The organism is Roseixanthobacter finlandensis (assembly GCF_043195105.2).
In the GTDB taxonomy this organism is placed as follows: Bacteria; Pseudomonadota; Alphaproteobacteria; order Rhizobiales; family Xanthobacteraceae; genus NCEH01.
In genome coordinates, this window is record NZ_CM195536.1 from 4,585,333 (window position 1) to 4,607,632 (window position 22,300).

The 22,300-nt window shown below is 65.6% G+C and carries 21 protein-coding genes and 1 riboswitch; of the genes, 4 read left to right on the forward strand and 17 right to left on the reverse strand.

Features of this window, described 5'->3' with window-relative positions:
• Positions 1-33: 33 nt before the first annotated feature.
• From V5G24_RS21405 to V5G24_RS21440, 8 genes are all read right to left on the reverse strand, one after another.
• Positions 34-2,235, reverse strand: a complete 2,202-nt coding sequence (locus tag V5G24_RS21405) for a TonB-dependent receptor (protein WP_394083461.1) — start codon at positions 2,233-2,235, stop codon at positions 34-36.
• A 131-nt stretch (positions 2,236-2,366) separates the two neighbouring features.
• Positions 2,367-2,765: a DUF2946 family protein gene (locus V5G24_RS21410; protein WP_394083459.1), complete on the reverse strand. Its 399-nt coding sequence runs from the start codon at positions 2,763-2,765 to the stop codon at positions 2,367-2,369.
• Between the two features lie 115 nt (positions 2,766-2,880).
• Positions 2,881-3,558, reverse strand: a complete 678-nt coding sequence (locus V5G24_RS21415) for an energy-coupling factor ABC transporter permease (RefSeq protein WP_394083457.1) — start codon at positions 3,556-3,558, stop codon at positions 2,881-2,883.
• A gap of 34 nt (positions 3,559-3,592) precedes the next feature.
• Positions 3,593-3,820: riboswitch (cobalamin riboswitch) on the reverse strand.
• A 248-nt stretch (positions 3,821-4,068) separates the two neighbouring features.
• Positions 4,069-4,254 (reverse strand): hemin uptake protein HemP, encoded by a 186-nt coding sequence (locus V5G24_RS21420; protein ID WP_394083455.1) that lies wholly within the window; start codon positions 4,252-4,254, stop codon positions 4,069-4,071.
• A 150-nt stretch (positions 4,255-4,404) separates the two neighbouring features.
• On the reverse strand, positions 4,405-4,971 hold the full coding sequence (locus V5G24_RS21425; protein WP_394083453.1) for a copper chaperone PCu(A)C: 567 nt from the start codon (positions 4,969-4,971) through the stop codon (positions 4,405-4,407).
• An 81-nt stretch (positions 4,972-5,052) separates the two neighbouring features.
• On the reverse strand, positions 5,053-5,472 hold the full coding sequence (locus V5G24_RS21430; protein WP_394083451.1) for a hypothetical protein: 420 nt from the start codon (positions 5,470-5,472) through the stop codon (positions 5,053-5,055).
• A 111-nt stretch (positions 5,473-5,583) separates the two neighbouring features.
• Positions 5,584-7,770, reverse strand: coding sequence for a TonB-dependent receptor (locus tag V5G24_RS21435; RefSeq protein WP_394083449.1), 2,187 nt, complete (start codon positions 7,768-7,770; stop codon positions 5,584-5,586).
• Between the two features lie 178 nt (positions 7,771-7,948).
• Positions 7,949-8,416 (reverse strand): DUF2946 family protein, encoded by a 468-nt coding sequence (locus V5G24_RS21440; RefSeq protein WP_394083447.1) that lies wholly within the window; start codon positions 8,414-8,416, stop codon positions 7,949-7,951.
• A 270-nt stretch (positions 8,417-8,686) separates the two neighbouring features.
• On the opposite strand from V5G24_RS21440, the gene V5G24_RS21445 reads away from it, so the two are divergent.
• The 4 genes from V5G24_RS21445 to arsH all read left to right on the forward strand — a co-directional run bounded on the left by V5G24_RS21445 (position 8,687) and on the right by arsH (position 11,829).
• Positions 8,687-9,214 (forward strand): arsenate reductase ArsC, encoded by a 528-nt coding sequence (locus tag V5G24_RS21445; RefSeq protein WP_394083445.1) that lies wholly within the window; start codon positions 8,687-8,689, stop codon positions 9,212-9,214.
• A gap of 208 nt (positions 9,215-9,422) precedes the next feature.
• Positions 9,423-9,827, forward strand: a complete 405-nt coding sequence (locus V5G24_RS21450; protein WP_394083443.1) for a PadR family transcriptional regulator — start codon at positions 9,423-9,425, stop codon at positions 9,825-9,827.
• Positions 9,824-11,071: an MFS transporter gene (locus V5G24_RS21455; protein WP_394083441.1), complete on the forward strand. Its 1,248-nt coding sequence runs from the start codon at positions 9,824-9,826 to the stop codon at positions 11,069-11,071. The genes V5G24_RS21450 and V5G24_RS21455 overlap by 4 nt, the downstream gene beginning before the upstream one ends.
• 17 nt (positions 11,072-11,088) lie before the next feature.
• Positions 11,089-11,829 (forward strand): arsenical resistance protein ArsH, encoded by a 741-nt coding sequence (gene arsH, locus V5G24_RS21460; RefSeq protein ID WP_394083439.1) that lies wholly within the window; start codon positions 11,089-11,091, stop codon positions 11,827-11,829.
• 101 nt (positions 11,830-11,930) lie between these two features.
• On the opposite strand, the gene V5G24_RS21465 is transcribed toward arsH, so the two are convergent.
• From V5G24_RS21465 to V5G24_RS21505, 9 genes are all read right to left on the reverse strand, one after another.
• On the reverse strand, positions 11,931-12,713 hold the full coding sequence (locus V5G24_RS21465) for an enoyl-CoA hydratase (RefSeq protein WP_394083437.1): 783 nt from the start codon (positions 12,711-12,713) through the stop codon (positions 11,931-11,933).
• Positions 12,688-13,899 (reverse strand): CaiB/BaiF CoA transferase family protein, encoded by a 1,212-nt coding sequence (locus tag V5G24_RS21470; RefSeq protein ID WP_394083435.1) that lies wholly within the window; start codon positions 13,897-13,899, stop codon positions 12,688-12,690. Before V5G24_RS21470 ends, V5G24_RS21465 begins: the two co-directional genes overlap by 26 nt.
• A gap of 275 nt (positions 13,900-14,174) precedes the next feature.
• Positions 14,175-14,972, reverse strand: coding sequence for a GntR family transcriptional regulator (locus tag V5G24_RS21475; RefSeq protein ID WP_394083433.1), 798 nt, complete (start codon positions 14,970-14,972; stop codon positions 14,175-14,177).
• 84 nt (positions 14,973-15,056) lie between these two features.
• Positions 15,057-16,085, reverse strand: a complete 1,029-nt coding sequence (locus tag V5G24_RS21480; protein WP_394083431.1) for an Ldh family oxidoreductase — start codon at positions 16,083-16,085, stop codon at positions 15,057-15,059.
• 102 nt (positions 16,086-16,187) lie between these two features.
• Positions 16,188-17,702: an NAD-dependent succinate-semialdehyde dehydrogenase gene (locus tag V5G24_RS21485; protein WP_394083429.1), complete on the reverse strand. Its 1,515-nt coding sequence runs from the start codon at positions 17,700-17,702 to the stop codon at positions 16,188-16,190.
• Positions 17,703-17,723: 21 nt separating this feature from the next.
• A complete protein-coding gene (locus V5G24_RS21490; RefSeq protein WP_394083427.1) occupies positions 17,724-18,947 on the reverse strand; it encodes an iron-containing alcohol dehydrogenase in 1,224 nt (407 codons plus the stop codon).
• A gap of 101 nt (positions 18,948-19,048) precedes the next feature.
• Positions 19,049-20,563 (reverse strand): tripartite tricarboxylate transporter permease, encoded by a 1,515-nt coding sequence (locus V5G24_RS21495; protein WP_394083425.1) that lies wholly within the window; start codon positions 20,561-20,563, stop codon positions 19,049-19,051.
• A 27-nt stretch (positions 20,564-20,590) separates the two neighbouring features.
• Positions 20,591-21,115, reverse strand: coding sequence for a tripartite tricarboxylate transporter TctB family protein (locus V5G24_RS21500; protein ID WP_394083423.1), 525 nt, complete (start codon positions 21,113-21,115; stop codon positions 20,591-20,593).
• A 66-nt stretch (positions 21,116-21,181) separates the two neighbouring features.
• Positions 21,182-22,204: a Bug family tripartite tricarboxylate transporter substrate binding protein gene (locus tag V5G24_RS21505; protein ID WP_394083421.1), complete on the reverse strand. Its 1,023-nt coding sequence runs from the start codon at positions 22,202-22,204 to the stop codon at positions 21,182-21,184.
• Between the last annotated feature and the right edge of the window lie 96 nt (positions 22,205-22,300).

Sequence of the window (22,300 nt, forward strand, 5' to 3'; positions counted from 1 at the left end):
CCCGGCGCCACATGGACGCCGGGCGGCCGGGGTTCAGAATTTCACCGCATAGGACAGTTCGAAGCTGCGCGGCGGCGCGATATAGACTTGGGTTGCACTATAGCCCGACCAATCGGCATAGAATTCGTTGGTCAAATTCTTGCCGCGCAGGCGCACGGTGCCCTTGCCCACCTCATAATCAAGCCAGGCATCGAACACGGTGCGGCCCTGCACCTCGATGGTGTTGGCGGTGTCGGTATAGAAGGAGCTGACATATTGCAGGGAGCCGCTCACCGTCAGCGGAATCCGCTCGAACCGGTAGCTGGTGAGGAACATATAGGTCAGCTCCGGCACGTTCGGCGGCCGGTTGCCGGCCAGATTGGCCGAGGCGCTGTAGAGCTGCGTGAATTCCGCATTGATGTAGGAGACATTGGCCATCACCTTCCAACGGTCGGTGAGCGCCACGGCGATTTCCGCCTCCGCACCGCGCGAGCGCTGCGAGCCACCCTGTACGGTCAGGGCGGGGTTGAGCGGATCGCGGGTCAGGATGTTGTACTGCTCGATCTCATAGATCGACGCCGTCGTGACCACACGATTGTCCCACATGGCGGATTTGATGCCGGCCTCGACCGAGTTTCCATAGGACAATTCGAATTGGGAATTGGCGAGATTGCTCAGCAGCAGGCTGGAGATCGGCACCGTCGCCTGATTATACTGCGCATAGAGCGCCGTCTCGGGCAGGATATTATAGACCGTGCCGACACGCCAGGACACGCTGTCGTACGTATTGTCGAAGGTTGAGAGCCCGTTTGTGTTCAGATTGAAGATCTGGCGATCCAGCTGGATGTTCTCATAGCGGATGCCGCCCACCACCAGCCATTTGTCGGTGATGTTCACCGCATCCTCGGTGAAGACGGCCGCGGTGCCGACCTGGCTGTCATAATCCTGGCGGGTCGGGAAATTCGCCGCCGTATCCGCCGGGAAATAGCCGCGCGCCGGGAAATAGGGGCTGACCGGCGTGGTGTTCCCGAAGCGGCGCTGGGAATAGAAGGTGGTGTCGATATATTCGACCCCCGCCGCGAACCGGTGCCGCATGCCCCAGAGCTGGCCGTCATACAGGGCGGCGACGCGGTCGGACCACACGTTCTGATCGTGCGAGATATACGTGGTGCTGCGGTTCAGGAGGCCGGTCGCGGCATTATAGGTGAAGTCCTCTGAGTTCGCCCACACCCGGCTCGCGGTATAATAATTGAAATCGTTGCGGATGGTCCAGTCGTCGTTCAATTCATAATCGGTGCGGTTGCGCACCCACCAGGCGGTGGAACTCATTTCGCCATTATAGACATTGTAATTCTTGTTGCGCAGCGCCTCGTCAATGACGAGACCGCCGGGCGCCGAGACGATATTGGACGGGGAAAGCGCGGCCGACCGCGCGATCAGCGGCGCCCCCTGATAGGGGGTCTCGTAATCATCGTGGAAATAATCCACCGAGGTTGTGTTGGTGAGGCGGTCCGTGAGCTTCACCGTGGCGCCGAGGGTGAAGGCGCCCTGGGTCGAGCCCGTGTCGTCGATATAGCCGTTCGACTGCGAATAGATCCCGCTCGCGCGCAGCGCCAGGTTCGGGTTGACCACCACATTGTAATCGGCGCCGACCCGGTAGGTGTCGAAACTGCCGATGCTGCCGATGGCCTGGCCGAAATTGCGCTCGAAGGACGGCTGCTTGGTCACGAGATTGATGGAGCCGGCGAGCGCGCCATTGCCGGAAACCACCGAGGCGGGGCCCTTGAGGATCTCCACCCGGTCGAAGCTGAAGCTGTCGTAATTGCGCGAGACCAGCAGCGGATCGGGCACCTGCATCCCGTCCACGGAATAGCCCACGGCGCCGCGCGAGAAGCCGCGCATGGAGGTGACGCCCGGCTCTCCCGGCAAATTGCCGGCCATCACGCCCGGCACCGTATTATAGACCTCGGTGAGGGTGTTGAGGCCGCGTTCCTGCATCTCCTGCTGGGTCACGATGTCGATCGCCGCGGGGGTCTCGAACGGGGTGAGCCCGACCAGGCTGCCGGTCTCGTTCGGGATCTTAAGCTTCTGGATCTGCGGCAGGAGCAGGGAGCCGGCTCCGCCGTCCTGCACCGTGATTTCGGGAAGCTCGACGGCGTTCTGGGCGAGGGCGTTCTGGGCGAGCGCTGGCGTGGTCGCGAGCAGGAGAGCGGCGCAAAGCCGCTTTCCGCCGCGCGGTGCGGGGGGCTGAATCATGGTTGCACTTCAACGAATTGGGTTGCGCGGAGGGCGATCAGCGCATCACGGATCGAAAGACGCGCAGCTCCTCGGCGCCTTCGCAGGAAGACGCGGGGGAAGCGGCGCGCACGGGATCCGCGGGCGGACGATTAGTCCGCGCCGGGCGGCCCTCTGGCCGTTCGTTGATTGCGGGGGTAGCTCGACCTTGCGCCGGGATCGGGGGGCGGCACCGGTCCGGGCGCAACCACGAAGCCGACCGCCGACACCTCAGCGGCGGGCGGCGGCGTGATGAGCAGGCCGCCCAGCATGGGGCAGCTGCGGGTGCAGCAGTCGAAATGACCCGCCTGCGACGGATCGGGGGCCTCGTCAGGAGCGCCGTCGGGCGCACCCGAGGCGGAGCAGAAAATGCCTTGATGATCGGCCGAATCGGGCGCCGCCATCGCGCCCAGCGCGAACCCCGCCAGCACCATCTGCAAGACGAGCAGATAGGCGGCAAGAAGCGCGAAAGGCAGCTTCCAGGCCGGCGCGGAACGGCTCATGAGGCACATGGGGGCGACATCATGCCCCGGTTATAGGGCACGCGGCCCGCGCGTTCTCCCGGGAAGTACCGCTGCGGCAACATGTCCGTGGGCGAAGCCGCCCACGGACATCGAGAGATGCGCCTCAGACGGCTTCGTAAAGACGGCGCTCCAGCAGCATGGAGCCGCGCAGGCGGCTCAGCGCCTTGGCGGCGCCGAGCACCGCAAGGTCGGCCAAAGGCTCGATGATGATGACCAGCATGTAGGCGCCGCCGAAGGTGGAAATCGCCGCGACATTATCCGCCGCGAAGCCCTGGCCATACAGCGCCCAGAAGGCCACCCAGCCGACGATGCCCGCCTGATAGGTGGTGGAGAGCGCGAGCGCCTGGCGGTAGCGCAATTCCACATAAGGCGTGTTGGGCGCGATGATTTTCTGGGCCACGACCTGCAGGGCGAACAGCGGCACCAGCAGCGTCGTGACGTTCATGCCGAATTGCGGCAGGTCGAACGGTGCGAAGAAGATGCCCTGCACCAGCAGGCCGGCGGCAAGGCCGATGGCGGCCGGCGCCATGCCGAAGATCAGGAACAGGGTCGAGCCGAGGATCAGGTGAACCTCCGAGACCCCGACGGGATAATGCGGCAGCACCTCGAAGAAAGAGAACACGAGGGCGCTCGCGATCACGCTGCGCGACAGAAAGGAGAGGATGCCGCGCTCGCGGACAGCCTCATAGGCCAGCTTCACGGCATAGCCGCCGGCACCGGCTGCGGTGACGTAGCTGAGCCAGATTTTCCCACTATCCACGAGACCGGGTTCGATATGCATGACTGCTCCTCCGCCGTCTCACCCGACGGCCTGCGTTAGATCCGTGCGCCTGGCCGGTCTCCTGACTCGCGGGTCGCTGCATGCCTTCCGTCTTCCCGAAGCTCACCTTGAGGGGATCGCTTCAGTGACATCGTGGAAGGCCGCTCGCCGCTCACAGTCGCGGGGGCGGTCGGGGCTCAGGGCGTCATCGGCCCCTCCCCCGTTCCCATTTCACCTCCGGCATGTGCGTCATGCCGGAAGAACCATTCGCGCGTTCAGGAGCGGCCAACCTCCGCTTCATGTCAAGGTGGAGGCGCGGCCGGGCGCACGGATATGACGATTCTTTGTCGTGCGGAGGCGATGCAGGGGGGTACCGGCTGGCATTCAAGGCCCGCAGCCTTGCCCGGTGGGATCGTCCTGCAGTGATTGCGCCTCATGGACTTACGTTAGGGCAATTCATAAGGATCGCTGTTCTGTCGCGACCCGCCGCAGGACCCGCCGTGCGGTTGGGCGCGGCGCGCACGCGAGCGATTATTTGGTGAGGATCAGCTTGTTCTTGGAGGTCAGGGTGAGGGTATAGACCTGATCGCCATGAACGATGCGCACCGTGCGCACCGTGCGAAACAGATCGGCGCTGTCCAAGCCCCCGTCCACCATCGCGACGGTGCGCACCTGCATTTCGGGAGACGGCACGGGTCTCAGCTTGATGATGCCCATGGAAGGCGGCTCCTGTGCCGATATTCGGGCGAAGGGCAGGCGAAAAGCGCCGCGCCGCCCCGAGCGCACGGCCGAGGCCACCAACGCGAACCGCGAACGCGACAACGCCGCGTGCCGCCGGAGAGCTTGGCGCTTTTCACGACCGGCGGCTCACTTGCCGGACGGCATCTTCATATGGTCGTGCCCGCCATCGTCGCTGCCTTGGGCGGCGATGGATTCCACCTTGAACTGAACCGACACCGTGCCGGCCTTCTCGAAGGTCAGCGTGCCATTGACCATGGCGCCCTGCTTCAGGGGCTGCTTCAACCCCATGAGCATGAGGTGATAGGAGCCCGGCTTCAGCGCCACGGAGCCCTGCGCGGGAACGGCGATGCCGCCCGCCACCGGACGCATGGTCATCACCCCGTCCTTCATGGACATCTCGTGAATTTCCACCTTCTGCGCGACCTCGGCGGTGGCCGAGACGAGGCGGTCGGGCGTCGTGCCGCCGTTCTTCAGCACCAGATAGCCGGCACCGACGCTGGCGCCGGCGGGCGTCGCGCGGGTCCAGGGGTGATCGATCTCGATCGCGCCGGCCTTGAACTCGTGCGCCATCAGGGCCTGCGCGGAGAGGGTGAGCAGGAACATGGCGAAGGCCAGGGCCGCCAGGGCCTCTTCGAGATACATGCGGCGGCAGATGCGCGAGAACGCGCCGGGAAAACGGAGGGAATTCAACATGATTTAGCTCCACGATACGGCCTCCTCCAGGGGAGGACCGGATGTCACGATCGGCGGACATTTCCTGCGCGAAGGCAGGCGTCAGGCGATCGTGGGTGGAGCCCTGGCGCGGCTGGGGGACCGACGCTGGCCCGGCGCGGCGGAAACGTCCGCGCCGCGCATGAGGATCGATGCCGCATGGCGGACCGGCACGACAAACCCCTCCGCCGCCGGCGGCGGTGCGGCGGCCGGCCCGAACATGGGACAGCCCATGACGCAGCAGTCCAGCCCGTCATGATGGGAAGGGGTCCCGTCCCCGGTCTGGGACGCGTCCTCGGCCGGGGCACTGGAACAGAGGATGGCGAACGCATCCGGACCCTGGGCTGCCGACACCTGGGCTGCCACTTGGGCCGCCTGGGCGCCCGCGGCAAGCCCCACGGCCAGCATCTGGAGGACGAGCAGATAGGCCGCCGCGATGGCGGCCCAGGCTCTCCAGGATGTGCGCGGCTTGGCCAAGATCAAGATGTCTCGAAGGTTCGTCGGACCACAGTATGACATTGGCACGCCGACAACCGTAGACCAAAGTCGTGCGGCACGTCCTCGCAGGGACGCGCCGCTTAAGTTGGCGAAGACTCAGAAAGACACGGTCACCCGCGTATTGATGGAGCGGCCATAGCCGGCGACCGGATAGCCCCAGGCGGTCGAAGTGCCCATCATGCTGGAGACTTGGTAATTGACCAGGTTCGCGCCGCCGAGCGGCAGGTCGTACTGCGTATCGAGGATGTTATCGATGCCGAAATCGACCTTGAGCTGGCCCGCCGTATAGCTGGTGCGGAAGTTGAGCAGGGCATAGGCCGAGGTCTCCAGCTCGTTGTGCACCTGGCTGACATTGGTTTTCGCGCCCACGAGCTGGACTTCGACGCTCGAACTCCAATTGCCGAGGGTATGGTCCAGCGCCAGCGTCGCGTTGACCGGCATGATATGGTAGAGATTGACCCCGTCGGTGCGCTGTCCGCGCACGAAGTTCAGGCCGCCGCGAAAGGCGCCCTGGCCGTAGCTGCGATCGTCCCACAGCGCCAGCTTGCCATCGATGTTCACGCCGTAGAGCCAGGCGTCGTAATTGGCGAATTGCAGATAGACGAACGTGTTGTCGACGGTGAGATTGTTCGGCAAATTGGCGAGGCATCCCGGCAGGGCGCAGCGCTGCACGTCGATATAGTCCTGCACATAGCTGTAATAAGGCGAAACCCGCACCTGCCAGACCTTCTGCGCCGGATCGTGCCAATCCGCCGTGAAGCTTAAGGTGTGGGCCTTTTCCGGCACCAGATCGAGATTGCCCACATAGCCGTTGCCGTCGCCGAACCAGCCGATCATCTGCATGGCCATGCCGTTGGTGGACCAGGCATAGCGCTCGTACAGGTTCGGCGAGCGGGTCTTGCGGGACAGGCCGAGCTCATAAAGGCTGAAGGCGTTGGCCTCATAGCGCAGGATGGCGGAGCCATCGATGTTGAAGTCGGTGCGCGCGTGGCTCTGGGAATTGAAGGCGGCAGCGTTGGCGCCGTACATCATTTCATTGTAGCCCTGCACGTCGCCGGTGTTCATCCAGACGATATCGTTGCGCAGGCCGATGATGGTGGTCCATTGCGCGTCGAGATGGCGTTCCCATTCGCCGAAATAGCCGAAGCGCAGGCGCTGGCCGTTATTGATGTTCTCGAACGTGTTCGGCCCCATCATCATGGAATCTGCCACCGGCGGCCACCAATCGTCGAGATTGTTGTAATAAAGCTCGTTGCCGGCGCGCACGATATCGATCGGCGACGCGCCGATGGTGCCCTTCACCCGATAGCCGAGGTCGGTGCTGCGGGTGTCCATGGGCATGTCGCCGGTCTTGTCCGGCTGGATGAAGCCCATGGTGTGGCGGACGCGGTTGGCGAAGATCGAGGCTTCGAGCTTGCCCCAGTCGAACAGGCCTTCGTAATTGCCGTTGGCATAGATGCTCTTATTGTCGACCATGTCCATATATTGGTTCACATAGCCTTGGTACGGGATGAACTGCCCACCGATCTGGAAGGTGAACAGGCTTTGATTGACCTGCTTGGCGATGGTCAAGGCGTGGTTCTGGGTCTCATACATGGTCGACTTGATGACCGTGCCGTTGCCGGACGTATAATCGCTCGCCCGCGCCCAGCCGCCGGTATAGGTCACGCTGGTATCTTGGTTTGAAACGGTGCCGTTGAAGTCGGTGCCGTAGGAATTGCCGTTGCTGCGGTAGAAGCCGGACAGGCTGCCGGACACATTGAGCGCCTGGCCGGGCGTGAATTTCGGCGGGGCGAGCGTGACGTCCGCCTTCGCGCCCGTGTAATCGCCGCCGACGCTCACCGGCGCGGTGCCGGTATAGACCTTCACCGAGGAGATCATCGCCGGGTTCACATAGGACAGCGGCGGGTTCATCTCGTTCGGGCAGGCCGGGCTGAAGATCATGTTGTTGATGGCGACCTGCACCCGGTCGGCCCCCATGCCGTTGACGGCCGGCAGGCTGGACACGCCGCCCGCGCCCCAGGCCGCGCCGCCCGGAATGCGGGAGATGAGCGAACCGGAATCGCTGGTCCACAGCGTCGCATTCTGGGCTTCGGGGACGGAAATGAAGGCGGTGTCGGCTGGCGTATAGGGACCAAAGCCTTGCCCGCTGGCGACGGCGGCGGGGGTCGAGGGCCGAACCATGATGGTCGGCAGATCCTCAGCCGCCTGCGCCATCGCCGCGCCGATCGCGAACGGCGTGAGGCAGAGCGCCGCCAGCGAGGGACGAGCCAGGGCCGTCATTCGGCGCAGCGCTCGGGGAAGCGGGGTATTGGTTAGCGGTTTCATGGCGTTTCCAAAAATTCAGGTTGGGGCCGGCCACGGCACGCAGGGCGGCGCAACGCGCAAAGGCGCGCTGCCGCTCCGGGGGCTCGGCTAGATCGGAATGAGGAGATTCAACGCCAGCAGGGCCGGCGGCGCGTCAGGCCGCGATGGGCGGCCCGCGCGGCCGGTGCGCCAGGCGCACGCCGGACGAGGTGAGATCGCTGACCGCGCCGGGCTGGAACCGGAACAGAACCGCAAGCCGGGCGATGACGGGGGTCGCGGGCGGTGTCGGAAGGATCGCCAGATCCACACGGGAGAGGCAAAGCGGGCAGTGCACGAACGCCGTCGTGCGATCGTCCGCAGGTCCGTGCGGCTCCGCGGTGGAGGGATCGTTCTGGCAGATCTGGAACAGGCCGGGCGCGGTGCTCGACGCGCGGCTGGCAAATAAGGCGCTCGTCTGGAAGGCGCTCGTCAGGACGACCTGGAACACCAGCGCGTAGACAATCGCCCACGCCACGATGCGCGCGCCGCGCCACTGCCGCCCCAGCCGCTTGATCATCCCCGACTCCCCAGCCGGAGTATGCTGCCTGCCGAAAGGGAAATACAGGCCCAGGCGGTCGGCCATAATGTCCCAATCCAGGCCGCCTCGCGCGGCCCAACCTCGCCCGCGCAAGCCGGAGCGGGCGTTCGCGTCGAATCCTCTCGACATTTCCATATTTCTCGACATATCATATTAAATCGAGAGCGCGCCCAGCAGCGGAGCGCGAAGGTGGATGCGAACGAGGCCCGCTCGGTCCGGCCGGGACATGCTGACGGGATCGACGCCAGAAAGACGCCCCAGAAAGGCGCCACGGACTTCACCTTGAACCGGCAGGCCACGGCCTGAGGAGGCAATATGAGCGAGGATAAGATTTTCAACGTCCTGTTCCTGTGCACGGGAAATTCGGCACGCTCGATCATGGGCGAGTGCATCTTGAACCGGCTGGGAATAGGCCGGTTCAAGGCCTATTCGGCGGGCAGCCATCCCAGGGAGAGCGTGCACCCCGAGACCTTGAAGCTGCTGCGCGGCATGAATTTCGATGTCAGCGGGCTGCGCTCCAAGAGCTGGACCGAGTTCGCCCAGCCGGGCGCGCCGGAGCTGGATTTCGTCTTCACCGTCTGCGACGACGCCGCGCGGGAAGCCTGCCCGGTTTGGCCGGGCCAGCCGATGACCGCCCATTGGGGCATCCCCGATCCAGCCGCCGCCACGGGTTCACCCGCCGAAATCGCGCTGGCCTTCGCCGACACCTTCCGGATGCTCAACAACCGGATCTCGATCTTCACCGCCTTGCCGTTCCGCTCCCTCGACCGGCTCGCCCTGCAAAAAAAGCTCGACGCCATCGGCAAGTCTGCGAGCGCGGGTGCGTCCGCATCGGCCGCCTGAAACCCCATCCCCTCGCGGGGCGCCTGTGTTCGCAGGCGCCCAATGCCTCGGCGGCGCGGCTGGACAGAGGGCCGGCGGTTCCCGCCGCGCGGGGCCAGGCATGGGGAGGCAAAGGCATGCGTGGGGCGGGCTATGCATCGGTCATTGACGCATCGATGATCAATGTATATCGATCGCCCAATCCGGCCCCTCGTTGACTGGACCTTCGATGCCTGTCGCCGTCGCCAAGCCCGTCCCCGACTTCTTGAGCCGCGCCTATTGGAACGGCACCATCAAGATGAGCTTGTCCAAATTCTTCATCCTGAGCGTGCTGCACCACAAGCCGATGCACGGCTATGACGTCGCCCGCGCGGTGGAGCGCACCACGAACGGCTGCTGCTCGCCCACCGAAGGCACCATCTATCCCGTGCTGCGCGAGTTCGAGGAGGGCGGCTATCTCACCTCGGCGAGCGAAGTGGTCTGCGGCCGCGCGCGCAAGGTCTACACGCTCACCGACAAAGGGCGCGAGGCCTTCAAGGTGGCGGTCGAAGCCTGGATGGACGTCACGCGCTGCCTGATCGATTCCGAGCGGATGGTGAATGCCGACGCGCCGAAATCCGACTGCTGCCCATGAGCGAGCTGGTGGAAGGCGCGCCCGGCTTCACCCCGCTGAGCGGGCGCAGCCTGTTCATTACCGGGCTGGGCGTCGGCCAGATCTGCTCCTGGGGGTCGCTCTATTACAGCTTTCCCCTGATCGCCGAAGCCATGGGGCGGGATCTCGGCTGGACGAAGCCCGAAATCTATGGCGCGGCAACCCTGGGCCTGGTGCTCGCCGGCCTTGCCGCCTATCCGGTCGGCGCCGCGATCGATCGCGGCCATGGCCGCCTCGTCATGGGGCTGGGATCATTCCTGGCCGGATTGTGCCTGCTCGGCTGGTCGCGGGTGGAAACGCTCGGCGCCTTCTATCTCTTCGCCGCCGGGGTCGGCGTGCTGCAAGCGGCGACGCTCTACGAGCCCGCCTTCGCGGTGGTGGCCCGGCGCAGCGGAACGCGCGGGGCGCGGGCCGGCATCACCGCTTTGACATTATGGGGCGGCTTTGCCTCCACGGTGTTCATTCCGCTGGTGCAAATCCTGATGGACGCCTGCGGCTGGCGCGGCACGCTGATGGTGCTCGGCGCCATCAATCTTGTCCTGTGCGCCGGCCTCTATGGGCTGATCATCAATCCGCGGGCGGATTTCCCCCAGCGGGTCTCGACCAAGCGCCTCGCCTTTTCCGGTAGCACCGCCATTCGCGCGGTGGTGCGCCAGCCGACCTTCTGGGCTCTGGCCCTGGCCTTGACCGCTTATTACGGGACGTTCTCCGCCTTCACGTTTCACTTCTACCCGCTGCTGGTGGAGCGCGGCTTCGATACCGCAACCGTGGTCGCGGCGATGGCGATCATCGGCCCCGCGCAGGTGGCCGGGCGGATCGCCATCTGGGTGTTCGCGCCGCGCGCTTCGGTCCGGCTGATCGGCTGCTTTGTGGTGGTGGCCTTTCCGGCGGCGCTGATCGCGCTTCAGGCCCTGCCCCCGAGCTTCGCGCTCGTCGCCTTCGTCGCCGCGCTCTATGGCGGCGCCAACGGCATCATGACCATCGTGCGCGGGCTCGCCGTGCCGGAAATGCTGACGCCGGATTCCTATGGCGCCGTCAATGGCATACTGGCGGCGCCCGGCATGGTGGCGCGGGCGCTGGCGCCGGTGGGCGCGGCCGCGCTCTGGGCGTGGTCGGGCAACTATGATGCGGTCCTGATCGCCACCATCGCCGGCTCCCTGGTGCTGGTCGGCGGCTTCTGGGCCGCCGCCCTCCTCTCGCGGAAATCCCTTCCCGCCAGCCTTTGATCTCTTGGAACCGTGCCATGGCGCATGACTTGGACCTTGTATTTCCCGCGCTCGACGACGCCTATTTCGATGCACCCGACGTCGAAAGACTGGCCCTGCCCGGCGCGTCCACCCACCCGCCGCGCATCCTGCTGCTCTACGGCTCCCTGCGGGAGCGCTCCTACAGCCGGCTGCTCACCGAAGAGGCGGCGCGCCTGCTTACGCGCATGGGCGCGGAGACGCGGATCTTCGACCCCCGCGGCCTGCCGCAGCCCGACACGGTGCCGGTGGATCATCCCAAGGTCCAGGAACTGCGGACGCTCTCCACCTGGTCCGAAGGCCAAGTCTGGTGCAGCCCGGAGCGGCATGGAACCATCACCGGCATCTTCAAGAGCCAGATCGACTGGATTCCCCTGGAACTCGGCGCGGTTCGCCCGACCCAGGGCAAGACGCTGGCGGTGATGCAGGTCAGCGGCGGCTCGCAATCCTTCAACGCCGTGAACGCCCTGCGCGTGCTCGGGCGCTGGATGCGGATGGTGACGATCCCGAACCAATCCTCGGTCGCCAAGGCCTATCTGGAATTCGACGAGGCCGGCCGCATGAAGCCATCGCCTTATTATGACCGGGTGGTGGACGTCATGGAGGAATTGATGAAATTCACCCTGATGGCGCGCGACCGCGCGGACTATCTGGTGGACCGCTATTCCGAGCGCAAGCAACAGGCCGATGCGGCGCACAAGGCGCGCGCGGACGCGGCGACGGCGCCGGAGACCCGGTGAGTTCGGGTAGGCGCAGCGCGCCGTTCGCGGCGCAATAACAGGCGGCGCCGGTGCACGGCGCCGCCCTCGCTCATCGTCTTGCCGCGTTCAGCGGCCCCGCGTCAGGAGCCGGTCCATTGGGGGACCACCTTCGTGCGGGCGAGGAAATCGCGCACGCCGAGGCGGAAGTCGTCGCTGCCATAGACCTCTTCGATCAGGGCATCGACGTTCGGCAGATTGCCGAACATCATCTTGCGCAACGTCGCCTTGGTGGCGCGCGTGGTCAGCGGCGCATTCTCCGCCGCGCGGCGGCAGAGGCTTTCGATTTCCCCCTCCATCGCGTCCGGCTCGACCAGCCGCAGCAGGAAGCCGCTCGCGACCAGTTCCTGGGCGGAAATGATCTCGCCCAGCAGCACCATGCGCTTGGCCACGGCGACGCCGATCGCCCCGCCGATGCGCGCGACGCTCTGAGCGGAGAGGCAATTGCCCAGCGTGCGGCCGATGGGCGAGCCGAAGCGGGCGCTCGGCGTCGCGATGCGGAAATCGCAGCTCGACGCGATGTTGAGCCCGCCGCCCACCGCCCAGCCATCCACCACGGCGATGGTGGTGACGGGGATGGCATCGACGGCGCTCATGCATTCGTCGATGGTGTGCTCATAAGCCTGCCCATCGGCGCCGCTGGTGAATTTGGTGAAGCCGGAGATATCCGTTCCGGAGACGAACGCCTTGCCGCCCGCGCCGCGCAGCACCGCCACCCGGATCGCGGGATCCTCGGCGATCGCGCGCGCCGCATCGCGCAGATCCAGCCACATCTGGCTGGTCAGGGCGTTATGCGCCGACGGATTGTGAAACGTGATGCGGGCGACGTCGCCGGTCTTCTCAAACTTGATGCACGGGCTGCTCATCGCGCTCACTCCTGGTGTCGTTCGGGCCAAGCAGCCCCTTGCTGATGAGTTCTTGCCGGATTTCCTCCCCATGCTCGCCGAGCAGCGGCGGCGGCAGGCGCAATTCCTGGGGCGTTGCGCTGAGCTTCACCGGAAAGCCGAGCGCGCGGAACTCGCCTTCCACCGGGTGCGGCACCATCTGCACCATGTCGCGGGCGACCGCCTGCTCGCTGGCGAGCGCCTCGCCATAATCGAGAATGTCGGCCGTGGGCACGCCGGCGGCCAGCATGGCCTCGATCCATTCCGCGCGGGTGCGGGTGAGGAAGGTGGGCGCCAGCGCCTCGATCAGCACGATGCGGTTGGTGACGCGGGCCGCATTGGTCGAGAACCGCTCGTCCTGCTGCAATTCCTCCCGCCCGATCACCTTCAGGAAGGTGAGCCACAGGCCCTGGTTGGCGGCGCCGATGACGAACCAGCCGTCGGACGCCTGGACCGCCTGGTAGGGCGCGGACATGCGGTTCGCCGAGCCGATCGGGGTGGGCGACTTGCCGGTGCCCCAGAGTTCGGTGGTTTCCCAGATCGACAGGGCCAGCGCGGCCTCGAACAGGGAGGCGTCGATATATTGCCCCTCCCCCGAGGCCTGCCGGCCGATGACGGCGCTGAGGATGGCATAGGCCGAGAACAGGCCGGCACCGAGATCGGCCACCGCGATGGAATTCTTGGCCGGCTCCATGCCGGGGAATCCGTTCGAGCTCAGAACGCCAGTGACCGCCTGGGCGATCAGGTCGAAGCCGGGACGCTGGGACCAGGGGCCGGTCTGGCCGAAGCCGGAAATGCTCGCATAGACCAGCCGCGGATTGAGCGGCCGCAACGTGTCGTAATCCATGCCCAGGCGCGCCGCGACGCCGGGGCGGCCGTTTTCCACCAGCACGTCGGCGGTTTTCACCAGTGCGTACAAGACTTCCCGGTCAGCCGGCGACTTCAGGTCAAGCGTGATGCTGCGCTTGTTGCGGTTGAGCGCGAGAAAGCCAGGGCTGTCGGTGCCCTTCAGGCGAAAGCCCATGGAATGGCGCGTGGAATCGCCGGTGCCCGGCGGTTCGATCTTGATCACGTCCGCGCCCATGTCCGCCAGCAGCATGCAGCAGAACGGACCGGCCATGACCTGCGTAATGTCGAGCACACGTATGCCTGCAAGAGGCAGTGCCATCGTAAGTCCTCCCGTTGGTGTCTTTGTTCTTCGTTGCGCGGCCGGGGGCTGATGCCCCCAGGGCTTGGAACCGTCGATCTGCGTCAGGCGCGGCATTCACGGGCGCCGAGCATCCCGCCCGTGGCGGTCGCCCCTACGTCTGCCGTCGCCCTTAAAGGTAGTTTTCTATATCATATAGGATTTTAAGGGTCAGCAATTTTCCTGTCAAACCCCGGCTCGAAATCTTGCAGACAAGCGGAATTTTGGAGGCAACCGGATTCTTGGAGGAAAGCGGATCACACGGTGCGGCGCCGGCGGGTGCGCGGGGCGCGGGGCGGCTGCCCTTCCCCGCCCTGGGTGTCGCCGGGCGCGGCCCCGCGCTCCTGCTCCGCGAACGCCTGATCCATGCGCCGCCGCGAGGCATGCAAATGCGCGCGCATGGCCGCTTCCGCCGCCACCGGATCGCGGGCGAGCAGCGCCTCGATGATGGTTTCATGCTCCTTCACCGCCTCGGACGGCGCATTGGTCTTGAACAGAAAGCGGAAGATATGAAGGTGCACGTGCAGCCCCTCGATGGTCTCCGCAATGAACCTGTTGCCGCTCGCGGTGGCCACCAGATGGTGAAGCTTCGCGTCGCCCTCGGCGAACTGGGCATAGGCGAGCTCATCGCCGGTCTGCGCCAGCGACATCTCGCCGGAGAGCTTCGCCAGCGCGCGCAACGCGGTCTCGTCGCTCCGCTCGGCCGCGAAGGCCGCCGCCTGCGGCTCGATCAGAAGCCGCAGCTCGAACAGATCGGCGATTTCCTCGCGGGTGAGCAGGCTCGCGGCCCGGAACCCCACATTCGGGATCTTGTGCGCCAGCTTTTGCGCTTCCAGAAGCGTCAGCGCCTCGCGGATCGGGGTCTGCGAAATCTGCAATTTGCGCGCGAGCGCCTCGATCCCGATATGGGCGCCGGGCGCGATCTTCATCGTCACCAGCATCGACAGCAATTGCTCGTAGGCCAGCTCCACCAGCGACTGCGGATAAGCCGGGCGCGCGTCCTCCAGCGCGACGAGGCGCGCGAAGGAAGGCAATTCCTGATTGTTGGTGGTCATTGAGAATCAAACCCAGAACGCGTGATGCTATAAAATATATAATCTCGCCGCCCGAACCAAGCTGGCCACAAGGCGCACCCGCCCTCATGCATGGCCGATGGTCCGCGCGAGATCCGCACTTTCCCCGGCCAGGCCGAGCATGTGCGCCCACACCGCCGGCGCGACCGGAATATCCCGCCCCATCTGTGCGTTGCGGGTCTCGAACGCCCGGTCGCCCGGAATGCGGACCGGATGGTCCGCGTCCGACGGCATGGAGGTGCGCAGATCGTCGAGAAACTGGGAGACGAGCCCTGCCATATGCGCCGCCGGCTCCATCACGATGAAGACGTCGCCCTTGTTGCAGGGATGCGTGGAATCCAGCGTTCCCCGCACGTCGGGCCCGAGCGCGCAGGCCGCAAGGCTCGCCACCAGCACTTCGAAGGCGAGCCCCAGCCCATAGCCTTTCGCCCCGCCGAACGGGGCAATGGCGCCGGCCTTCGCCGCGGTGGCGTCGGTGGTGGGATCGCCGTGCGCATCGAGCGCCCAGCCGAGCGGGATCGGCTCTGCGCGCGCCGCATGATCATGGATCTTGCCCATGGCGACGATGCTGGTCGCCATGTCGAAGACGAACGGGTTCGGCTGCGCGGGCACGCCGATGGCGATGGGATTGGTGCCCAGCATGGCCTTGCGCCCGCCCCAGGGATGGACCAGCGCCTCGCTGATGGTCAGCGCGAGCAGCACCTGACCCTTGCGCGCGATCTTCTCGGCATACCAGGCCAGCATGCCCAGATGGTCGCATCGGCGGATCGCCGCCATGGCGATGCCGGTGTCCTTGGCGCGCGCGGCGATGGTGTCGAGCGCATTCAGCGCGACCACCGGGCCGAGCCCCTGCATGCCGTCCACCTCCAGCAGCGCCGCCCCGCGCCAGCGGCCCTCGCCCGTGGCGCGGGGATCGACCACGCCATTGGCGATGCGCTCCAGGATCCGCGACAGCCGCAGGAGACCGTGCGAGGGATAGCCGCGTAATTCCGCCTCCACCAGCAGGCTGAGCTGCTGTTCGGCATGGTCCGCCGGCACGCCGGCACGCCCGAGCGCCGCCAGTCCGATACGCTCGATCTCGCTTAAGGACGGCATGTGACCTCCCGATCTGTGCGCATCATCGCCATCGCGCCCGGTTCCGCCGGATGCCCACACCTGCGCATTCCCCCGCGCAGGGGCATCCGGCGGGGATGCGCGCTACCAGTTCACCGCGACATATTTGGCCTCGGTGAATTCGAGCAGGCCGTGATGGGCGCCCTCGCGGCCAAGCCCGCTCTGCTTGACGCCGCCGAACGGCGCCGCCGGATCGGAAACCAGCCCGCGATTGAGCGCCACCATGCCGTAATCGAGCCGCTCGGCTAGTTGCAGGCCGCGCTTCATATCGCCGGTATAGACATAGGCGGCGAGGCCATATTCGGTGTCGTTGGCCATGCGCACGGCATCCTCGACATCCTTGAACGGCACCACCGCCGCCACCGGGCCGAACACCTCCTCGCGCAGGATGGCGGCGTTTAGCGGCACATCGGCCAGAACCGAGGGCGGGTAGAAGAAGCCCGGGCCGGCGCCGGCGGCGCAGCCGAGGCGGACGCTCGCGCCCTTGCCGAGCGCGTCGCCGACGAGCATGTCGATCTTCTCGATCGCCGCCGGGTTGATCATCGCCCCGCATTGGGTGGTGGTGTCGGTGCCCGCGCCCAGCTTCAGCGCGGCCATGCGCTCCACCAGCTTGTCGACGAACGCCGGATAGATGCCTTCCTGCACATAGAAGCGGTTGGCGGCCGTGCAGGCCTCGCCGGCATTGCGCATCTTGGCGATCATCGCGCCGTCGAGCGCGGCTTCCAGGTCCGCATCGTCGAGCACCAGGAACGGGGCGTTGCCACCGAGCTCCATGGACGAATTGATGACGTTGTAGGACGCCTCGCGCAGCAGGATGCGGCCAACTTCGGTCGAGCCCGTGAACGAGAGCTTGCGCACGCGCGGATCACGCAGAATGGCGCTGCACAGCGGGCCGGGATCGGAGGTGTTGACGATATTCACCACACCGGCCGGCACACCGGCGCGGCGCAGGATCTCGCCCACGGCCAGCGCGGTCAGTGGGGTTTCCTCGGCCGGCTTGAGAATGCAGGTGCAGCCGGCCGCCAGGGCCGGCGCGATCTTGCGCGTGGCCATCGCGGCGGGGAAATTCCACGGCGTGATCAGCAGCGAAATGCCGATCGGCTGATATTGCACGAGGATGCGATTGCCGCCGGCCGGGGCGATGGAGATGTCGCCATTGATGCGCACCGCTTCCTCGGCGTACCAGCGAAAGAATTCGGCCGCATAGAGCACTTCCGAGCGCGCGTCGGGCAGCGCCTTGCCGTTTTCAAGCGAGATGATCTGGGCGAGGAAGTCCGCCTGCTCGACCATCGCCGCAAAGCAGCGTTGCAGGATCACCGCGCGCGCACGCGGTGGGGTCGCCGCCCAGGCCGCCGCAGCGCCCGCCGCCGCATCGACCGCAGCCATGCCGTCGGCGACGGTGGCATCGGCCACGCTGGCGAGCACGCCGCCGGTCGAGGGATTGAGGACCTCGATCTGCGCGCCGTTGGAACCGGCGACCCAGGCGTCGCCGATCAGCAGGCCGGTGGGAATGGCAAAACCGCCCTTACCTTCAAAGCCGGGCACGACATAGGTCGGCTCGGATGCGATCGGGCTGAGGCTCGCAGTGCTGGATGACATGGCAATAGATCCTGCTGGGTGTCAGAGATTGAGCAGCGCGGCGCGCTCGCCGCTGAACGCCGCTTCGGTGATGTGAAGCATTGCGGCCAGGTCGAGCGGGCGCGGGTTGTTCTTCACCAGCCGCTCGGCCTTCAGGGAGCCCGAGGCGACCTCGTGCTCATGGCCGCTCGCCAGTCCAAGGGCTGCGAGCGAGCGCGGGATGCCGATGGTCGCGAACAATTCGGCAACGGCGTCGATGAACGCCTGCGACAGCGCGTCGGTGCCCATCCCGGCATCGCCGAGGCCGATGGTGCGGGCAAGCTCCGCGAACGCCTCCGGGCAGGCGGAGCGATTATATTGCATGACGAACGGCAGCAGCGCGCCGACCCCGTCGCCATGGGCCGTGTGGGTGAGATTGCCCACCGGATATTGCAGCGCATGCGCGGCCGCCGTGCCGGCGGTGCCGAACGCGCATCCGGCCGCGAGCGAAGCGAGCATCAGGCCCTCGCGGGCCTCCATGTCGCTGCCGTTCGCATGGGCGCGCGCCAGATAGCGGAACACGTTCACCACCGCGAGCTTGGCGAAATGGTCGGACAAGAGGTTCTTGCCGATGAACACATGCCTTTCGGTCAGCTGGGGCTCCGGCGGCCGGGCCATGCTGGTGAACGCCTCCACCGCATGGGCGAGCGCATCGGCGCCGGAACAGGCGGTGAGGCCGGGCGGGCAGGTGAGGGTCAGTTCAGGATCGCACACCGCCATCTGGGGAATGATATAGGGACTGGCGACGCCGATCTTGGAGCCACGCGCCTTGTCGAGCACGACAGCCACCGGCGTCACCTCGGAGCCGGTGCCGGCGGTGGTGGGCAAAGCGATCAGCGGGACCACCGGGCCGGGGACCGCGAACTCGCCGTAATATTTGCTCACCTCTCCGCCGTGGGTGATGAGCACCGACACCACCTTGGCGAGATCCATGCAGCTGCCGCCGCCGATGCCGATCACGAGGTCGGGCCCGAAATCGCTGACCTTGGCCATGCAATCGGCGATGGATTCCAGCGGCAGGTCGGCGATGGTCTGGTCGTATACGCGGGTCTTAACGCCGGCGGCATGAAGATCCGCCAGGAGGCTGGCGAACTCTTCCGTCTGCGCCAGGCGGGCGTCGGTGCACACCAGGGCGCGGCTGCCGATCCGCGCTGCGGCCGTACCCATGACATGACGCTGGCCGCGCCCGAAGAGGATCGTTTGGGGGAGACGCAGGGCTCCGAACATGGCGCAATTCTCTCTCAATATGTGACGGCACCCGGCCGTCTCAAAGGGTGACAGGTCGCCTGGATCCAGGCCGTGAAATCAATGGTCGCAGCCCGCCCCGCCTAGGCGACGCCGCGCTTGCTCCCCGTGTTGAACACGGCGCCGAAGACGCGGGTGATGAGCGGAAGCAGCAGAAGGAAGATCCCGATCGTCATCATCGTGGCGACCAGCGGGGTCTCGAAGAAGACGCGCAGCGTTCCGCCCGAGGACAGCATGGATTGCCGGAACGCGTCTTCCGCCTTGTCGCCCAGCACCACCGCGAGCACGAAGGGCGCCAGCGGATAAGACAGCTTCTTGAAGACATAGCCGACAAGGCCGAACACCAGCGCCAGCCAGATGTCGAAGACATGGTTCGCCACCGTATAGGCGCCGATGACGCAGATGATCGCGATCAGCGGGCCGACCACGGAGAACGGCGCCCGCAGGATGAAGGCGAACAGCGGCACGGTCGCCAGCACCAGCACAACCGCGATCAGATTGCCCGCATACATGGAGGCGATCAGGCCCCAGACGAAATCCGGCTGGCTGGTGAACAGCATGGGCCCGGGGGAAAGACCCCAGATCATCAGCCCGCCCATCATCACCGCAGCGGTCGCGGAACCGGGAACGCCGAGCGCCAGCATGGGCAGCAAGGCGCACGAGCCGGCGGAATGATCGGCGGTTTCGGGCGAGATGATGCCCTCCGGCTCGCCCTTGCCGAAATTCCAGCCGCGCTTGGAAAACCGCCGCCCCAGCGCATAGCTCATGAACGAGGCCGCCGTGGGCCCGCCGGGTGTGATGCCCATCCAGCAGCCGATCAGCGCGCTGCGCAGGATGGTGACCCAATAACGCGGCATTTCGGCCAGCGTGCGGAAGATCTCGCGCAGGCTGAGCTTCGCCTTCACGCCCTCGAACTTGTAGCCCTCGTCGATGGTCACCAGCAATTCGCCGATGCCGAACAGGCCGATCACCACGATCAGGAACGAGATGCCGGCGGTCAGTTCATTGATGCCGAAGGTCAGGCGCCCCTCGCCCGAAATCGTGTCCATGCCGATGGTGCCGGCGGCAAGGCCGAGCATGATCGACACCAGCGTCTTGAACGGCGACCCGCCGGCCATGCCGATGAAGCTCGCGAAGGCGAGGAAATAGACTGCGAAATATTCCGGCGACCCGAACCGAAGCGCGAAATTCGCGACCCAGCCCGACATCAGGGTAATGACCAGGACGCCGATCAGCGCGCCGATGCCGGCGGAGGCGAACGCGAGCGTGAGCGCGCGCACCGCCTGTCCCTGCTTGGCCATGGGATGGCCGTCGAAAGTGGTCGCGACCGAGGACGGCTCGCCCGGAATATTGAACAGGATGGATGTTGTCGAACCGCCGAACAGCGCGCCCCAATACATGGAGGTCAGCAGGATGATCGCGGAAATAGGCTCCATGGTGAAGGTCAGCGGCATCAGCAGCGACACGCCATTGGGCGCGCCGAGGCCCGGCAGCACGCCGACCACCAAGCCGAGCAGCACGCCGAACACCATGATGAGAATATGCTGGGTCGTGAGGGCGATCGCGAACCCATCCATCAATTGGCCAAAATTGCCCATGGCTCGTTTCCTCTCTTCTTTATTTTTTTAATAAATGCCGAAGTATTCGAGGATCGGCCCTTTGAGCAGCGGGACCATGAACAGCTTTTCAAAGACGATGAAATTGACCGCGACCACGATGGCGGCGGTCAGCAGGCTGGTGCTGGTGCGGAACCCCGCAGCCACGCGCATGGCATAGAAAATGTAGAGCGCCATGCCGATATAGAGGCCGAGCCAGACAGAAATCGCGGCCATGGCGACGATCGGCAGAAAGAACGCCGCAACCGTGCGGAAACCGCGCGTATCCATGAACGGCTCGTCGTCGTCGACGATCTCCCCGCCCGTGGCACTCGCCGTCACGGGTGCGGCGGAGCGCTTCATCAGGGCCTGAACCATGGTTCCCACGCTGCCGAGCATGATGAGGCAGCCGATGCCGAAGGGAAAATACCCCGGCTCAGGGCCGCTGGAGTTCCACGCAATGCCGTTTTCGAGCGATCCGTAGCAAACCACCGCGCCGATGAGGCCGGTCGCTGCGGCGGTCACAACTTCCATGGCTTTCCAGGAGATCTTCATGTCAGGCAACTCCACGAGGAGGGGGCGCAAAGCCGGTCGGACGAGGGCTTCGCGCCCCTGCAATCGCTATTGTCCGGTGGCGACGAGCCAGCCGTTGGCCTTGTAGATCTCTGCGTAGGTCTTGATCTGCTGGTCCAGGAAGGTCTTGAAATCCTGTCCGACCAACATCTTGTTGATCTGAACATTACGCTCGACGTAAGCCTTGAACTCGGGCGTCTGGGTCACCTTCTTCATGAGGTCGGTGTAATAGGCGAGCGCCTCGGGCGGCACCTTCGCGCCCATCCACACGGTGCGCGGCTGGAGGAAGTCCTTCACGTCGATCCCCGCCTCGACGCAGGTCGGGATATCCGCCCAGCTCATCCCGTCCGCGACCACCGTCTTGTCGGCGAGGCGCGCGCTGGTGAACACGCAGAGCGGCTTCTGGTTGCCGGCCTTCCACTGTTCCAAGCTCTCGCTCGGATTGTTGGTATTGGCCTCGATATGGCCGCCGGCCACCTGGATCGCCGCTTCGCTGCCGCTCTTGTAGGGAATATAGGCAAGGTCGGTGCCGGTGGCGCGCTCGATGAGGGTTACGACCGTTTCGTCCGCATCCTTGGCCTTGGCGCCGGCGACCCGCACCTTGCCCGGATTGGCCTTGGCCTTGGCGATGAACTCCTGGGCGGTGTTCAGCCCCGAAGCCTTGGGATTGCTCCACAGGATGAAGACGTCGAACACCATCGAGGCGACCGGGGTGAGGTCGTTGAAGCTATAGTTCACCTTCGTGCCGAGCGGCAGAACGTAAGCATCCTGGGTGCCGAAATAAATCTTATAGGGGCTGTCGGGATTGTCTTTGGCGTAGTTGAACGCCTCCGAGCCGCTGCCGCCGCCCTTGTTCAGCACGAGGATCGGCGTGGTGAGCAAGGCATTCTTGGTGAGGGCGGCCTGAACCACGCGGGCGAAAATGTCGGTTCCGCCGCCGGGGCCGGCCGAGACCACGATCTCCACCGGGCGATCGGGCTTCCACTCGGCGCGCGCGGCGCCCGGAGCGGAAACACTTGCCGTCACGGCGATCGCCGCTGCCAAACCTAAGTAAGACGCTGTCTTTGTCATGGTATTCCTCCCATTTTATATTTGTCGGCGCAATTTTCGCAAAACGCTCTCCATCGGGAGGGCGTTTTAAAGTGGAGGGTGTCCCCTCGCTTTCCT

Coding starts and splice junctions, on each gene's coding strand:
- V5G24_RS21480 (WP_394083431.1), bottom strand. CDS start 16,085: ATGCCGTCCTTAAGCGAGATCGAGCGTATCGGACTGGCGGCGCTCGGG.
- arsH (WP_394083439.1), top strand. CDS start 11,089: ATGGCGCATGACTTGGACCTTGTATTTCCCGCGCTCGACGACGCCTAT.
- V5G24_RS21410 (WP_394083459.1), bottom strand. CDS start 2,765: ATGTGCCTCATGAGCCGTTCCGCGCCGGCCTGGAAGCTGCCTTTCGCG.
- V5G24_RS21435 (WP_394083449.1), bottom strand. CDS start 7,770: ATGACGGCCCTGGCTCGTCCCTCGCTGGCGGCGCTCTGCCTCACGCCG.
- V5G24_RS21425 (WP_394083453.1), bottom strand. CDS start 4,971: ATGTTGAATTCCCTCCGTTTTCCCGGCGCGTTCTCGCGCATCTGCCGC.
- V5G24_RS21505 (WP_394083421.1), bottom strand. CDS start 22,204: ATGACAAAGACAGCGTCTTACTTAGGTTTGGCAGCGGCGATCGCCGTG.
- V5G24_RS21420 (WP_394083455.1), bottom strand. CDS start 4,254: ATGGGCATCATCAAGCTGAGACCCGTGCCGTCTCCCGAAATGCAGGTG.
- V5G24_RS21455 (WP_394083441.1), top strand. CDS start 9,824: ATGAGCGAGCTGGTGGAAGGCGCGCCCGGCTTCACCCCGCTGAGCGGG.
- V5G24_RS21440 (WP_394083447.1), bottom strand. CDS start 8,416: ATGGCCGACCGCCTGGGCCTGTATTTCCCTTTCGGCAGGCAGCATACT.
- V5G24_RS21475 (WP_394083433.1), bottom strand. CDS start 14,972: ATGACCACCAACAATCAGGAATTGCCTTCCTTCGCGCGCCTCGTCGCG.
- V5G24_RS21405 (WP_394083461.1), bottom strand. CDS start 2,235: ATGATTCAGCCCCCCGCACCGCGCGGCGGAAAGCGGCTTTGCGCCGCT.
- V5G24_RS21465 (WP_394083437.1), bottom strand. CDS start 12,713: ATGAGCAGCCCGTGCATCAAGTTTGAGAAGACCGGCGACGTCGCCCGC.
- V5G24_RS21500 (WP_394083423.1), bottom strand. CDS start 21,115: ATGAAGATCTCCTGGAAAGCCATGGAAGTTGTGACCGCCGCAGCGACC.
- V5G24_RS21485 (WP_394083429.1), bottom strand. CDS start 17,702: ATGTCATCCAGCACTGCGAGCCTCAGCCCGATCGCATCCGAGCCGACC.
- V5G24_RS21490 (WP_394083427.1), bottom strand. CDS start 18,947: ATGTTCGGAGCCCTGCGTCTCCCCCAAACGATCCTCTTCGGGCGCGGC.
- V5G24_RS21470 (WP_394083435.1), bottom strand. CDS start 13,899: ATGGCACTGCCTCTTGCAGGCATACGTGTGCTCGACATTACGCAGGTC.
- V5G24_RS21445 (WP_394083445.1), top strand. CDS start 8,687: ATGAGCGAGGATAAGATTTTCAACGTCCTGTTCCTGTGCACGGGAAAT.
- V5G24_RS21495 (WP_394083425.1), bottom strand. CDS start 20,563: ATGGGCAATTTTGGCCAATTGATGGATGGGTTCGCGATCGCCCTCACG.
- V5G24_RS21450 (WP_394083443.1), top strand. CDS start 9,423: ATGCCTGTCGCCGTCGCCAAGCCCGTCCCCGACTTCTTGAGCCGCGCC.
- V5G24_RS21415 (WP_394083457.1), bottom strand. CDS start 3,558: ATGCATATCGAACCCGGTCTCGTGGATAGTGGGAAAATCTGGCTCAGC.